The sequence below is a fragment of the Halobacillus salinarum genome, from assembly GCF_022919095.1.
In the GTDB taxonomy this organism is placed as follows: domain Bacteria; phylum Bacillota; class Bacilli; order Bacillales; family Halobacillaceae; genus Halobacillus_B; species Halobacillus_B salinarum.
The window spans coordinates 802,927-817,338 of sequence record NZ_CP095073.1 but is presented as its reverse complement, the minus strand read 5'-3'; the positions used below and the strand labels follow the sequence as shown (position 1 = coordinate 817,338).

General features: G+C 41.2%; 12 protein-coding genes and 2 pseudogenes. 5 read left to right on the top strand and 9 right to left on the bottom strand.

All coding sequences use genetic code 11. From position 1 onward, the window contains the following. Positions 1-214: 214 nt before the first annotated feature. Both MUN89_RS04350 and MUN89_RS04345 read left to right on the top strand, forming a co-directional pair. Positions 215-1,498: a helix-turn-helix domain-containing protein gene (locus tag MUN89_RS04350; protein WP_244711716.1), complete on the top strand. Its 1,284-nt coding sequence runs from the start codon at positions 215-217 to the stop codon at positions 1,496-1,498. Between the two features lie 229 nt (positions 1,499-1,727). Next, positions 1,728-2,381 (top strand): DUF429 domain-containing protein, encoded by a 654-nt coding sequence (locus tag MUN89_RS04345; protein WP_244711714.1) that lies wholly within the window; start codon positions 1,728-1,730, stop codon positions 2,379-2,381. A 360-nt stretch (positions 2,382-2,741) separates the two neighbouring features. On the opposite strand, the gene MUN89_RS04340 is transcribed toward MUN89_RS04345, so the two are convergent. The 5 genes from MUN89_RS04340 to treP all read right to left on the bottom strand — a co-directional run bounded on the left by MUN89_RS04340 (position 2,742) and on the right by treP (position 8,777). Then, positions 2,742-4,127 carry an MBL fold metallo-hydrolase gene (locus tag MUN89_RS04340; RefSeq protein ID WP_244711712.1) on the bottom strand — a complete coding sequence of 462 codons (1,386 nt, stop codon included), beginning with the start codon at positions 4,125-4,127 and terminating at the stop codon, positions 2,742-2,744. A 115-nt stretch (positions 4,128-4,242) separates the two neighbouring features. Then, positions 4,243-4,746: a DUF6933 domain-containing protein gene (locus tag MUN89_RS04335; RefSeq protein ID WP_244711711.1), complete on the bottom strand. Its 504-nt coding sequence runs from the start codon at positions 4,744-4,746 to the stop codon at positions 4,243-4,245. A gap of 175 nt (positions 4,747-4,921) precedes the next feature. Continuing rightward, positions 4,922-5,635 (bottom strand): trehalose operon repressor, encoded by a 714-nt coding sequence (treR, locus tag MUN89_RS04330; RefSeq protein ID WP_244711709.1) that lies wholly within the window; start codon positions 5,633-5,635, stop codon positions 4,922-4,924. 23 nt (positions 5,636-5,658) lie between these two features. Continuing rightward, on the bottom strand, positions 5,659-7,344 hold the full coding sequence (gene treC / locus MUN89_RS04325) for an alpha,alpha-phosphotrehalase (protein WP_244711707.1): 1,686 nt from the start codon (positions 7,342-7,344) through the stop codon (positions 5,659-5,661). Between the two features lie 23 nt (positions 7,345-7,367). After that, entirely contained in the window at positions 7,368-8,777 is a 1,410-nt protein-coding gene (gene treP / locus MUN89_RS04320) for a PTS system trehalose-specific EIIBC component (RefSeq protein WP_396266077.1), read from the bottom strand. Positions 8,778-9,189: 412 nt separating this feature from the next. Between treP and MUN89_RS04315 the strand changes: the two are divergent. After that, positions 9,190-10,376: pseudogene (locus tag MUN89_RS04315) on the top strand (MFS transporter). A 60-nt stretch (positions 10,377-10,436) separates the two neighbouring features. On the opposite strand, the gene MUN89_RS04310 reads toward MUN89_RS04315, so the two are convergent. After that, complete coding sequence (locus MUN89_RS04310) at positions 10,437-10,613, bottom strand: hypothetical protein (RefSeq protein ID WP_396266076.1); 177 nt, start codon at positions 10,611-10,613, stop codon at positions 10,437-10,439. A gap of 92 nt (positions 10,614-10,705) precedes the next feature. Here MUN89_RS04310 and MUN89_RS04305 point away from each other — a divergent pair. Both MUN89_RS04305 and trhO read left to right on the top strand, forming a co-directional pair. After that, positions 10,706-11,253 (top strand): annotated as a pseudogene (locus MUN89_RS04305) (cysteine hydrolase family protein). 207 nt (positions 11,254-11,460) lie between these two features. Beyond that, the gene (gene trhO, locus MUN89_RS04300) at positions 11,461-12,402 is read left to right on the top strand and encodes an oxygen-dependent tRNA uridine(34) hydroxylase TrhO (RefSeq protein WP_244711705.1); all 942 of its coding nucleotides are present in this window, start codon (positions 11,461-11,463) and stop codon (positions 12,400-12,402) included. A gap of 16 nt (positions 12,403-12,418) precedes the next feature. Here trhO and MUN89_RS04295 read toward each other — a convergent pair whose 3' ends face one another. The 3 genes from MUN89_RS04295 to thiD all read right to left on the bottom strand — a co-directional run bounded on the left by MUN89_RS04295 (position 12,419) and on the right by thiD (position 14,339). Continuing rightward, on the bottom strand, positions 12,419-12,850 hold the full coding sequence (locus MUN89_RS04295) for a YrvL family regulatory protein (RefSeq protein WP_244711703.1): 432 nt from the start codon (positions 12,848-12,850) through the stop codon (positions 12,419-12,421). Between the two features lie 34 nt (positions 12,851-12,884). Continuing rightward, positions 12,885-13,409, bottom strand: coding sequence for a Type 1 glutamine amidotransferase-like domain-containing protein (locus tag MUN89_RS04290; protein ID WP_244711701.1), 525 nt, complete (start codon positions 13,407-13,409; stop codon positions 12,885-12,887). Between the two features lie 120 nt (positions 13,410-13,529). Then, entirely contained in the window at positions 13,530-14,339 is an 810-nt protein-coding gene (gene thiD / locus MUN89_RS04285; RefSeq protein WP_244711699.1) for a bifunctional hydroxymethylpyrimidine kinase/phosphomethylpyrimidine kinase, read from the bottom strand. Positions 14,340-14,412: the final 73 nt, after the last annotated feature.

Sequence of the window (14,412 nt, the reverse complement as noted above, 5' to 3'; positions counted from 1 at the left end):
AATTTTTTCAACAATTTCATATTATCATAATATTTCGACAGTAAATCTGTGAAAGTCAGGAGTAAAATATACCCCTTAAGTTATGAAAATATGACGACTTGGGAAACCCGGGAAACTAGTTGAAAAATCCTAAACGAACGTGTAATCTGAATATAGATTTGAAAGAAAGAAACTTCTGACAAATCATAGTTGATCAACTAGGTGTGTGTGGCCAATGGAATATGGTAAAGTGCTACGTTTCCACCGCGTCAAGCAAGGTTTAACACAAAACCAGCTGGCGGAGGGAATTATCTCACCAGCGTACCTTTCTAAAATAGAAAATGACCAGACTGTGCCAGCCTTAGAAGTGCTTGAACTTCTATATGAGCGGCTGGGTCTTGATTTTCAGGAAGCGTCTTTCAACCACCCTTCCAAGGAAAAACTGAAGGAATGGTATGAAGCTATTGTGTTTAAAAGGACTGAAGACGCAAATAAGCTGAAGGAAGAGCTGCTCCAGCAAAAGGAAACGCTGAATAATCACCATGTGTATATTTTCTTCAAACTATTTTGCATCCGTCACCTTCTTTTAGAAAACGAGGTACAGGAGGCTTATGAGGTATGGGAAGATATCCGGCAGCACAAAGACACCTTTGATGAAGAGATGCATTTTTACTACCATTTGTGCTCCGGGCTGCTTAAGTATTATGAAGGCAGCTTTGATGAATCATTTCAAGCTCTTATGGAAGCGAAGAATTACAGTTCTTCTATTACAATCGAGCCATGGGAAAAAAGTGACTTATTTTATTTGTTAGCTTTAAGTACAAGTCAAGCTAATCATATATCCGCATCTGTCTTTTATGCGGATCATGCATTAGAGATTTATCAAAACCATTATGACTTGGCTAAAAGTGCAGACTGCCACATTCTTCAAGGAATTAACTACAGTAACTTAAAGAACTATGCGAAAGCCTTTGAAAACTTTCATCTCGCTAGAAAAATTGCCATGCAAACGCAGGCTCTTAACCAATTGAGTCTCGTTTACATAAATATTGGTACTTTAGAATCTCATTTAGGTAACAGGGAATCAGCTATTACCAATTATCAAAAGAGTTTAGACTACAACAAAGAAACGGATCCTACATTTGATCAGTTTGATCTCCTTACTACCATCCATAGTTTAATTATTGAACACTATAGACTTAATGATGTGGATGGCTGTATGGAATGGATACGTATTGGTGAAGAAAAATTAAATTCCTTCCCTTCTAAAGTTTATCAATTGCATTACCTATTTTATAAAAAAGCTATTATGAAAGACGATGATATAGCAGATTTTTTAGAACAAACCGTGATTCCTTACTTCCAAGAAAAGAAAGAACACGTATATATCATTCGATATTCAATGGTATTAGTGGACTTTCTTGAACAACAGCGAATGTACAAAAAGTCTTCATCTTACCTTAGGTTAGCAATTCAATTGTTAAATAAACATTCTCATTTAGGAGGGATTTTATTATGAAGAAGCTCTTCGCTGTAGTTGCTTTAGCTGCATTGTTAGTCTCAGCTGCAGCACCAGCGCTGCATGACAGTGCTGAACATGCTTATCCAAAACCTTTATCTACTGAGCAATTGTAAGAATTATTTTGTGTGTTTATTAGCACCTCCCCTAATCCTATACCTATACAAACTTTTGCCTCTGCCTTTATGGCAGAGGTCTTTTTTTCATTTTAACGGCAGGAGGAATCTTTGTGCAGTATATTGGTATTGACTTATCAGGTCCTTCGAATCATAAAGATACTTCGCTCGTCTCGTTCATTCCGTCGGGAAATAAATTACGGTATGACCACTCGCTCGTCGGTGCATCTGACGAACAGATTATTAAGTACATAGATGAGATAAGCAAAACTGAGAAGACAGTTGTAGGCATTGATGCACCGCTATCTTATCAAGACGGCGGCGGGGACCGTCCCTTGGATAAATCCTTACGGAAGTATGCACGAGGCTTAGGAATGAAAAGCGGATCAATCATGACCCCTACTTTTTCAAGAATGGTTTATTTGACAGTCCGAGGCATTCACTTAGCTCATTGTTTACAAGTTGTCTGTCCACAAGACGTTACTGTTTTGGAAGTACATCCTGGCTGTGTATTCGCAGGCAGAGCAGGCCTTCAGAATCTCTTTCATGTCCTTGATTATAAGAAAAGCCTAGAAAGCAGAGCTTGGCTCTTTAAGTGGATGAGTGATTATGGACTTACTGGTCTTGATAATCTGAATAAGTCCAGCACTCATGTCCTGGATGCTTGTGCAGCGGCCATCGCAGCCTGGGAATTTGACAAACAAATAGAAGACTTCTTTTTCTATCCATCGCAGCCGCCTCTCCACCCTTTTCCATTTTTCAGCTGAAAAAGCAAAGCTCACCCAAGAGACCTGCTTTCAGGCTGTCGAGAAAGTTTGCCGTTTACGGGGAAAAGAAAAAGCTGATGACAGCTGCCTGTCAGAGCATGAGGAAGACTCTCCTCCATCCAGCTAGGAAGAGCTAGGTGAAGGAGAGTCTTTTTCTGTCTTTAAAGCATACCAAGGAGCGAGGTTCCTTCCACTCCTGCGGAAGAACGAGTGAGCCGAGCGTGGCTTTTGCGAGGAAGCTCGGGCGCTCGGGCGCGGAAAGGGAAGGGGCCAGCGCTCCTCGAGGTAAGAAAAACTTGTAGAAAAACACGGGGTCCTCTACAAGCTGAAAGCAAGGCTCACCAAGAGCCTTGCTTTTTATTAGGACTGCTTTTCCCACGAAGAGTAGCCGCCTTTTAAGTTCAACACATTTTTATATCCCTTTGCCTGGAGCAAGCTTGCCGCAATCGCAGACCTCATCCCAGACTGGCAATGGACTATGGGCGTTGCACCATCAGGGATTTCTTCGGTTCTATCCTCCAAGGTTCCAAGCATAATATGCTGAGCATTGTTGATATGACCTTCTTTCCATTCTGATTCATTTCGAACATCAACAATGACATAGTCTTCGTGGTCCTTATATTTTTCTTTAAGTTCTTTTGCTGTAATGCTGTCGTAGGTTTCAAGCTCTTCTGCCTCTTTTAATTCCCCTGGACTCATAAAACCAGTGACCTGGTCTAATCCGATCGATTGAAGAGCCGTGCGGACAGCCTCTGCTTCTTCCTCATTGGCAATTAATACAATTGAGTTTTCATAATCCAACAGCCAACCTGCCCAATTTGTAAAGGATTTATTAAATGGGATATTAATCGTACCTTTCAGATGACCATTAGCAAAATCTGAAGACGGCCGCGTATCAATGATATTCTGTTTATCACGTCTTTGGAGATCCTCATAGGAAAGCTGCGGCAAAGGAGCAGTAGTGACAAGCTCCGGTCCTTGTTTATTCAGCTTTTTCATCTGAGAGAAATACTTGGGCGATTCAGGCTGTCCTTCAAGTAAAGCATCTACAAACTTTTCTTTATCATTGATATTTAGAGCCCAATTCGTTCTTTTTTCATAGCCGACCGTTGAAGCAGGAACTGCCCCTAACGATTTACCGCAGGCACTCCCTGCTCCATGACCCGGCCATACTTGCATATATTCAGGCAGCTCTTTAAATTTTTGCACGGAAGCATACATCTCTTCTGCTCCTCGTCTCGCCGAGCCTTTTTCATTGGCCGCTTTTTCAAGTAAGTCCGGTCGTCCAACATCCCCAACAAACACAAAATCGCCTGTAAAAATACCCATCGGGGCTTCAGCTCCTCCCCCTTCATCGGTTAACACAAAGGAGAGGCTTTCAGGTGTATGGCCGGGGGTATGCATGACATCCAGCCGAACCTTTCCAACATAAAATTGATCTCCATCCATAAGAAGTTCATGATTTACTTGATCCAAATTGGCATATTTCCAGCCTTCATTACCTTCATCAGAAAGATACATCTTCGCTCCATGCCGGCTTTCCAGTTCTCTTACTCCAGAAGTGAAGTCTGCGTGAATATGAGTTTCCACCGCCCCTGTAATAGAAAACCCTTCCTCATCTGCCGTTTTCACATACGGAGTAATATCACGCGCGGGATCCACAACGAGCGCTTCACCAGTTTTCTGGCACCCCACCATGTAAGACATTTGAGCCAGATTCTTATCAAAAAAAGATTTAAAAAACAACTAGTTCCCCTCCAATCTGAATATTATCATCACTAAAAATTATATACCCCTATGGGTAATTTGTAAAACATAAGAACTCCTGCTTTTTCTTACAAATTTTCTGTCTATAACACGATTATTGAAAATAATTAACAAACGTTTCGTAAGGGGTGCGGCCTTTTAGCGATTCGCAGTTCATTTCGCGATTGTTGCGAAGATTAATATGCACGGCATCAATTTCTTCATAATCCAGTCCTGTTACCATTTTCTCCACGGATTGCTGAACAGCCTTTACCATTCCACTCGGTTCTTCATCCCCTAAAGGTAAATACTCTATTTCTTCAGCCTCTTTCAACATGTGTTCCGTTATTGAACTTTTCATTTCTAGCAATTGGAAAAGTTGTTTTAACGAGCCTCTCAGTACATGACTCATATTTTCGAACTGAGCTTGACGAAGATCAAATAACGTTAGGTTTAATCCTGTTTCTTTATTTACGATTATGACGCACTTGCGTTGCTTCACCGTAACTAAACACATGTCCCAACGATAAATATTTTTTACGTCCTTAGATACTGAAGTGTGTTGCAAAGAATCTCCTAACTCATTTGAAAGTCTTTCATTTACTTCGATTACAAACATTATTATTGCCACCTTTGTGCATTCATTATTTCTTTCCTTATTGTAACATTCTATCCTCAATCACCTGGGTCCATCTAAAAAGGAAAAACATGAACACCTCGCCGTTCTTCTATCAATAACAAAAAACTGCCGGGAAAACCCCGGCAGCTTACCAAGCTTGAAGCTTAATTCATTATTACTTTGTTCTTCTCGCAAAATCCACAAATTGAAACTTGTCAGGTCTATGTCTGGATTCTGTAAACTGAAAAACTGTGGCATCAGCAAGGTACACATAGCTTCGGATGACAACAACTTGAGTGTGACCATCAAGATCTAAATAGTTTTCGTCTTCTTCGGTAACAGGCTCGACAACAATTTCCTTTTTAGCAAAGCTGATGGCTAAGTTCAGTTCATTTTCAATATAGTGGTAAAGTGAATTTTCAGCGATCTGCTTTGTGAGTCCTGGAACAATATCTTCTCGTATATAATCTTTATCAAGAATGATACGTTCTCCGGAGATTTCCCTGGCTCGTACGATTCGCCAAAGTTTCTGACCTTTACTACAATTCAACTTTCTGCCCACCTCACTGTCCGCTGGTTCAAGGTAAAGCTCGTACACATACGTAGATACGTCCTGCCCCAGCTGTTCAGACAGTTCTTTAAAGCTTGTTAATCCTGATACCGGAAACTCAAATTTATTATGATCAAGGACGACAGAGCCCTTACCCCGGATCTTTTGAATATAACCATTCTGGGAGAGCAGGTTTAATGCTTTACGAATCGTTTCACGGGAAGTCGTAAACCGTTCACACATTTCATGCTCTGACGGCAGGATCTCTCCTGCCTTGTATTTCCCTTTCTGGATCATATTCACTAGTTCGTTATAAATCACTAAATATTTATTTTTCATGTAGGATCACCAGCCGTATTATATCAGATACGCTGTGTATAATAAACGATGGCTTCATAAGGACGAAGCGGAATTGTCTGCATCCAGACACTTGAGCTGGAATAGTTGCTGATAAGCTTTTCCGAATGTTCGGGAACATCAATATGGGAAGGAAGGCTAAATTCCGTTTCTCTGCCATAAAAATTAGTTACGACTAGCATAGCGTTTCCTTCCCACTTTCTATAGTAGGCAAACACCTGATCATCTTCCGGGGTCAAATGCTCATAACTTCCGTGTGTAATGATGTCATATTTTTTCCTTAGCTCAATCAGATGCCGGTAATAGTAAAAAATAGAATCGGATTGTTCCAAGGCAAGTTCTGCATTAATCTGTTTATAATTATCTGCCACCGGAATCCACGGAGTCCCCGTAGTAAAGCCTGCATTTTCTTTCTTATTCCAATGCACTGGTGTTCTAGAATTATCTCTTGATTTCTGCTTCAGTATTTCAATAATCTTATCTTCTTGATAGCCTTGCTGCTTTAATTCATCATAAGCGTTTAAAGACTCAATATCCCGGTACTCAGAAATCGATTCAAAGCCAGGATTCGTCATCCCGATTTCTTCCCCTTGATAAATATAAGGTGTCCCTTGCATCATATGGATCGACGTTGCCAGCATTTTTGCTGATTCAGCAGGATATTTTTTTTCATCGCCAAACCTTGAAAGGACGCGCGGCTGGTCATGGTTACACCAAAAAAGCGCATTCCATCCATTGCCGGCATTCATTTCTTTCTGCCAGGTAGACAGAATATTTTTCAACTGTAGAAAATCAAATGGAGCGGCCGTCCATTTTTCCCCCTTTGGATAATCCACTTTTAAGTGATGGAAATTAAAGGTCATGCTCAATTCATGCCGGTCAGGAGCTGTGTATTTAATACAGTTCTCAATAGTCGTAGAGGACATCTCTCCCACCGTCATTAACTGGTACGGAGCGAACACCTTTTCATTCATTTCCTGCATAAATTCATGGACACGCGGACCGTCTGTGTAAAATCTCCGCCCGTCCCCCGGAGCTGTGCGTCCGTCATCATTGGGGAAATTCTGATCTTTAGAAATAAGATTGATAACATCCAACCGGAACCCATCGATGCCTTTTTCTGCCCAGTAACGCATCATTTCATAAATTTCTGAACGCATAGCTTCGTTTTCCCAATTTAAGTCGGCCTGCGTGACGTCAAACAAGTGCAGATAATACTGGCCGGTTTGTTCATCAAAATTCCAGGCGCTGCCGCCAAACTTAGATTTCCAGTTCGTCGGCTCTTCTCCGTTCTCAGGGTCTTTCCAAATGTAATAATCGCGATAAGGATTTTGTCTGGAAGACCTGGATTCTTGAAACCATCTATGTTCTGTTGAGGTATGATTAATCACAATGTCCATGATCAGCTTCATATCCCTGCTGTGTGTTTCCTCCAGCAGCTCCTCAAAGTCTTCCATAGTGCCATATTCTTCATGGATGGAAAAATAGTCGCTAATATCATAGCCGTTATCGTTCTGCGGGGATTGATAGATGGGAGTCAGCCAAAGCACATCGACTCCCAGCTTTTTTAAATAGTCCAGTTTTTGAATAATTCCTTGGATATCGCCTACGCCGTTCCCAGTCGTATCATTGAAACTCTTCGGATAGATTTGATAGACGACTGCTCTTTTCCACCACGGTTCCTGCTGCATATTTGCGCCTCCTATTCTCTAATTTATACGTCCTTCTTCCGTTTGGCATAAAGATAAGTGACGACAAAAGGAACGATAATAACTATCGCCATTCCAATTAGAAATGGAACCCAATACTCTGCGACGATAGAAAAGATTCCAGGTACTCCCCCTACGCCAATAGAGTTCGCTTTAACGCCGGATGCGGAAATATAAAGTCCAGCTAAAGCGGAAGAAGAAATCGCAATGATAAATGGGTATTTAAACCTTAAGTTTACCCCGAACAAAGCTGGTTCAGTTATACCTAGCCAAGCAGAAATCCCTGAAGATAACCCCAAACCTTTAAGCTTATCATCCTTGGAAGCTGCCATAATTGCGAATGCGGCAGACCCTTGCGCAATATTGGATAAAGCAAGCATCGGCCAGAGGAATGTGGTCCCTGTACTTCCAATCAGCTGTATGTCTACTGCAAGGAATGTGTGGTGCATACCGGTGATAACGAGCACCCCGTAAATTCCACCATAAATTAATCCACCAAGAGCAGCAAAATGGTCAAAGATAGCAACTAGTCCGTCTGTAATCCCATTACCGATCGCAAAAGTGACCGGGCCGATAATAATAAAAGTTAAAAAGCCTGTAACCAGAAGGGCAACTGGACCAACGACGAGCAGCTGAATGCTGTCTGCGACTTTCTTACGGAGAAATACTTCGATCTTTGTGAGTAAGTATGAAGCTACAAGTACGGGGAGAACTTGACCCTGGTAGCCAATTTTCTCGATAGACAATCCGAACAAATTCCAATGAGGCACGGTTCCTTCTTTCACTGCTTCCCCATAGGACCAGGCGTTAAGCAGCTCTGGATTAACTAGAATCAGCCCCATGACAATCCCTAATATTGGACTCCCGCCGAACTTTTTGACAGCTGACCAACCAATTAATCCTGGTAAGAAAGTAAAGGCTGTATTGGCAATAACGATAATCATATTTGCAAAGTCAGACCATTGCGGATAGACATCAATCACAGATTGATCATCGAAGAAAATGCCTGGTGCAGTAAGAATATTATTAATACCAAGCAGCAAACCTGCTGTTACGATCGCCGGTAAAATCGGAATAAAGATATCTGCAAGTGTCTTGATCCCTCTTTGTAAAGGATTCATTTTACCTTTAGTGGCTTCTTTTACTTCCTCCTTGGATGATTCACCGATACCTGCTAGAGCGATGAGCTCTTTATACACCTTATCAACAGTTCCCTGGCCAATGACAACTTGAAATTGGCCATTTGTTGAAAAGAAACCTTTTACTGCATCAATTCCGTTTAGTTTCTCTTGATCTACAATCCCTTCGTCAACCAGGGCCAGCCTGAGGCGAGTGACACAATGAGTAGCGGCAGAAATATTTTCTTTTCCGCCTATAGCTTCTAAAATCTCAGCGGCTTGCTTTTTGTGATCCATAATTTTCCTCCTTAATATGAAAGGTTAATTAATTACATACATCCAAAGCGGAGTCAGTTTAACAAGGCAGTGAAAAATCACTGCCGGTTGATTTCTTCAGTACTCGCCTCCTTTAAACTTGCCCTGATAACTTGTATATACAAATATTACTTACATTATAATTTGTATATACAAGTTTTGCAACCGCTATCATAAAGGAATTATTAGTAAATTATCCCTATCCCTCATCATTGAAACCAAATTCACAGCTTATTTCCGAAATATTGAAATAAATGTTCTATCTTTTACCTGTGAGCAGTATTCTTTTATTTTTGCAAGTGATATGGTATATATTTAGGGTGTCGAAATAAATGCGGAAGAAGGGATCGTTATCCTTACAGAGGAACAACGAGCAAAAAGAAACTTATGGATCATGTGGTTTGCAAATTTCTTTATTGCTGGCAGTATTACAATGGTACTGCCATTTTTGTCGTTATATATTGAAGAACTTGGCAGCTTTACAGAATCTTTCGTTCAGACCTGGTCTGGCTGGGCTTTTGGGATTACATTTGTTTCTGCTTTTATTTTTTCTCCAATCTGGGGAAGAATCGGGGACAAATATGGACGAAAGAAAATTTTAATTTTATCAGCTACGGGACTTGCTGTTTCCGTATTATTAATGGGGTTTGTAACGACGGTATGGCAGCTGTTTATGCTGCGTCTGTTTATGGGTGTTTTCACAGGGTTTATCCCTATGTCCCAAGCGTTAATTTCTACCCAGACTCCTAAAAAAATCGCAGGACAAGTACTGGGTACACTGCAAACAGGAAGCATTACCGGCAGCCTGCTTGGACCAATGCTTGGCGGCTTTATCGCGGATGCGATCGGTTACTCCACCACTTTTCAATTTGTGTCCATCTCTGTAGCCATTTCCGCTGTCCTTGTAGCTGTCGGTATTCATGAACAAAGAATCTCCACTGAAAGCGAAGAAGAACAATCCAGCTATTCATCTAAGGAAGTGATCGCTCATATTCTGCATCATCCTGTGCTGCTGATGGTAATGATTGTCTCTTTATTTGTACAGGTGGCGCACTTCAGCATTCAGCCTATCCTTTCTCTATTTGTAGGAGAACTTCACGGTCCAGAGAACCTAGCCTTGTTTTCAGGAATAGCCTTTTCCGCCGCTGGCCTCGGAAATTTGTTAATGGCAAGAAGATGGGGGCGGATTGCCGATAAAACAGGCTATGTAAAAATACTAGTGTTCTTATTATTTATGGCAGGGATTGTCTATCTGCCTGCCGCTTTTGTAACTAATATATGGGAATTAGTCGTTTTACGATTCCTGCTCGGGTTTCTATCGGTGGCATCATCCCGGTAAGAACTGCCTATATTCGTCAGGAAGCCCCGGTATCGATGCAAGGTGAAGTATTGGGCTATAATACGAGTCTCCGTTTTCTCGGAAATATTATCGGCCCTGCTATGGGCGGAATGCTCTCTGGAGCATTTGGCTTTTCGGCTGTATTTTTCATTACGAGTGCACTCTTGTTAACATGTGGAGCGATCATGCTCATAACGGTTCAAAAAAAGGAAAGAGCTTTTTTCCACGCTCCTTCCCATTAAGCGAGATGAAGAACGACTCCAGGCTCTGAGATTCATAACCAGCCTGGAGTCGTTCTCATCTCAGCTTCCTTTATTCTCTTTTCTATACATTTCCAACCGCGCGTGTGTAAGAATAATCTTTGTAATCGTTTTTCCTATTCCTTCAGCAGTTTTCAGGATTGGCTTACAGCTAAACGGCAAACCAGCATCAATTAATGTCCATTCTTTTTCTTCAACTTCAAGCGCATATGATTCCACTCCTGACTAATGCCATTAGTTTATCAACCTTTTTTACAAATCATTTAGCACTTTTGTTACTATAGGTGTATATACACATGAGGAGGAATCCGATGAATAAAGCATTAGTTGTCATTGATTATACAAATGACTTTGTGGCTGATCATGGGGCCTTAACTTGCGGAAAACCCGGCCAGCAAATTGAAGAAGAAATCGTTCGTTTGACGAGTTCTTTTCTAGATGAAGAACAATATGTCGTATTTGCAGTAGATGTCCATGAAGAAGGAGACCCTTACCATCCTGAAACACAACTATTCCCCCTCATAACCAAAGAGGTTCTGAGGGAAGAAAGCTGTATGGCAGGCTTGAGCAACTCTATGAAGATCAACAGACTAATCCCTATGTCCAGTACATGGATAAAACGCGCTACAGCGCTTTTAGAGGAACAGACCTTGACTTGAAATTAAGAGAACGTGAGATTAGGGAGCTGCACCTTATCGGCGTATGCACGGACATTTGCGTGCTGCACACGGCAGTAGACGCCTTTAATCTAGGTTACCAAATCGTTATTTCTAAAAAAGCAGTAGCAAGCTTTAATGAGGCAGGTCATAAATGGGCTCTGGAACATTTTGAGTCTGTTTTAGGAGCCAAAGTGCTTTAACCGTTAAATATAGTGTTCTGGCTGTGGAAGTTTTTTTCCGGCAGCCAGATTTTTTACGTAAACGTCCGGAAGTGCTTAACCTCCCACCAAAGAGGTTTCAAAGCAATAACCAGCCCTATTTGAAATTTTTATTGAAATCGAATATGATGGAGTATGGTTATTTGTGTAATTTAATCAATGATTGTGTTTAATATAGGAGGAATCATCATGAGCTCACAAGATTATCGAGTTCTACTGTATTACAAATATGCCGATATGCCGGATTATGAAGAATACTGCACGAATCATCTTAAATATTGCAAAGACTTGGGGCTGCGCGGACGGATCATTGTGTCTCCTGAAGGAATCAATGGGACGGTTTCAGGTACAGTCGAACAAGTAGAGCAGTATATGGACTACGTACGTTCTGACCAAAGATTTGCGGACATTCATTTTAAAATAGATGAACATGAGGGACACGCATTTAAAAAAATGCACTGCCGAGTGAAACCGGAATTGGTGAATTGGAGCATTGAAAATGATGACATCGACCCTAAAACATTTGGGGGTAAACATTTAAAGCCTGCTGAATTTTATAAAATGCTGCAGGATGAAGACACTGTCGTCATTGATGGACGTAATGAATATGAATACCGAATTGGTCATTTCCGTAATGCCCTTCGTCCAGAGGTGGAGCATTCCCGTGAATTTCCACAATGGATTGCCGAAAATGCAGACCAGTGGAAAGATAAAAAAGTATTGACGTATTGCACCGGAGGCATTCGCTGTGAAAAATTAACTGGAATTTTGATGAAAAATGGCGTGGAAGATGTATACCAGTTAGAAGGCGGAATTACGACCTATGGAAAAGACCCTGAAGTAAAAGGGCAGCTATTTGATGGAAAAATGTATGTGTTTGATGAGCGGATTGCTGTACCTGTCAATCAAGTAGAAGAGTCAGTGGTTGCCGAATGCGAACACTGCGGTAAGAAAGAAGACCGTATGATTAACTGCAGCAACCCCGTCTGCAATCGCCAATATGTGTGCTGCAAAGAATGTGAAGAAAAATACCATGCGGCTTGTACCACGGAATGTAAAGAACATCCTGAAAACCGCTGGGATTCCGTACGCAAAAAACAAATTGATAAGTACGATCGTATTTATGACTAGCATTTAAAAACCTCGCCTAACGAAGCGAGGTTTTTTGATTCTTTTTTTTATCATCAAAAAGGTAATCAACTACTACTAATAGGACCGCAAATATCCATTCGCTGACTGCTGTAAGACTTACATGTTTGACAAGTTCATCAACCGTATAGATTGTGAGCCAAGTGAACCCTGTGTCGACGATAGGTTTCCAAATACGCAGTACATAAGGAGAGGGCTTTGCAAGGACACTTAATGCTTTAACCATTTTAGCCATGATTTCAAAGAAAAACCCCAGCAGAAGAACAAGGATAGCAAATAACAAGAGTGACCATGCTGATGTATAGGAAACACCAATAACTTCAAATAACCCTACCATTCCAAAGAAAAAACCGCCAAATATTGCCCCGGCTGTTAGAAGAATGAGGAGAACCACACTCAAAATGGTGATCAAACCAGGATTTTGTTTCAATTCCCTCTCCTCCTTCTGGATCAACGATCGTTTATCAGCCGTTTGTGATAAATTCTACATAACCTTCACATTTCCTCATCTGCTGGTCCTTAAAATAGATGCCTGATTGTTCAGCAATTCCGTATCCTATTTCAGAATTAGTGCGCAAAACAGCTTGTTGTAATGGCTCCGTCTCATTCCACTCTAAATAATGAACGGCGATTACACCATGATGTAACAACCCTAATCCTTTGAGGTACAATTGCCGCTTCTGCTCATTATCTTTAGCAGAAATGACACACTCCTCAGGTGTAAGCAAAGCCCCGGCGGAAAACCCAGCAACGGGAACACCTTCAGAAAATAAAGTGTGAATCATTTTACTAAGCCTGTTTTTTACTATGTAATCATGATAGCGAGCTGTATTTCCTCCTCCTATAATGACCCCTTTACACTTTTTAAGCATACGCCACTCAGCAGCTGTATATGTCATTTGTAAAGGAAGATAAAAAACATCATTTTCTCTAATTTGTAAATTTATAATGTATCTTGTCAGGTATTCTTCAGCCCCTTCACGATCCATATAAAGAACTGCAACTGGACCATTTTCGACTAAAGCTGAAAACTCTCTAGCTAATTGCTCGGTAAAAGGCGGGCTCCCGCCAAATAAAAATAAGTGTGTATTCAAATGTTCCCTCTCCCCTTAAGCAATCCTATGAAAAAAGGCGTGTCGCTGCTTGGTTAATTGAGCCAATCCCCGATTAAAGTCAAGGGCATAACGGATGGCTTGTGTTACAAAGGCTTTAGCCGTCCTTACCGCCCCTTCTACTGTATCTCCTTTAGCAAGCTGGGCTGTAATAGCAGCTGAATACGTACACCCCGCCCCACTGGTATGAATCGTAGCGACTCGTTCTTCTTCTAATACCAACATTTCATTTCCATCAAACATGACGTCAATGGCTGGAAGTCCCTTTAATGCCCCTCCTTTTATTAAGATATACTCCGGCCCCAGTTTATGAAGTTCATAGGCACATTCCTCCATATCCTTCAGGGACTCAGGAGTAGACGTATGTAATATTCGTCCTGCCTCCTCTACGTTTGGTGTGAGTATTTTCGCAGAAGGAAGCAAATAGTTTATTAAGGCATCAACGGCCTCATCCTTTAATAATTGCGATCCCATCTTTCCAATCATTACAGGATCTACGACAATATTGGAAACGCCAGACTCTTCCAAAAGAACTGCTACCGTTTTAATAATATCTTCAGTAAATAACATTCCTGTTTTAACTGCGTCTGCCCCAACGTGCTCTAAAGAGGAGTACACTTGGGCCTTGACCGCATCCAGCGATTGAGTAAAAATACTTTGATCAAGCGTTTGATTAGTGGCAACAAATGCAGTAATCGCACTCATCCCATAAACGTTCAACTCTTGAAATGTTTTTAAATCCGCCTGGACCCCTGCACTGCCCTGAGATGCCGATCCAGCTATCGTTAACGTGCGCGGAAACTTCATATCATTCTCTCCTTCCAAAGAAATTGTATCAAACTTCCATTTGCAATTCCTAACGAATGAAACTTTGTTTGAA

Bases quoted from the DNA above. Each gene is read 5' to 3' on its own strand.
- MUN89_RS04350 (WP_244711716.1), top strand. From the start codon at position 215: ATGGAATATGGTAAAGTGCTACGTTTCCACCGCGTCAAGCAAGGTTTA.
- MUN89_RS04335 (WP_244711711.1), bottom strand. From the start codon at position 4,746: ATGTTTGTAATCGAAGTAAATGAAAGACTTTCAAATGAGTTAGGAGAT.
- treR (WP_244711709.1), bottom strand. From the start codon at position 5,635: ATGAAAAATAAATATTTAGTGATTTATAACGAACTAGTGAATATGATC.
- treC (WP_244711707.1), bottom strand. From the start codon at position 7,344: ATGCAGCAGGAACCGTGGTGGAAAAGAGCAGTCGTCTATCAAATCTAT.
- treP (WP_396266077.1), bottom strand. From the start codon at position 8,777: ATGGATCACAAAAAGCAAGCCGCTGAGATTTTAGAAGCTATAGGCGGA.
- trhO (WP_244711705.1), top strand. From the start codon at position 11,461: ATGAGCTCACAAGATTATCGAGTTCTACTGTATTACAAATATGCCGAT.
- MUN89_RS04290 (WP_244711701.1), bottom strand. From the start codon at position 13,409: ATGGATCGTGAAGGGGCTGAAGAATACCTGACAAGATACATTATAAAT.
- thiD (WP_244711699.1), bottom strand. From the start codon at position 14,339: ATGAAGTTTCCGCGCACGTTAACGATAGCTGGATCGGCATCTCAGGGC.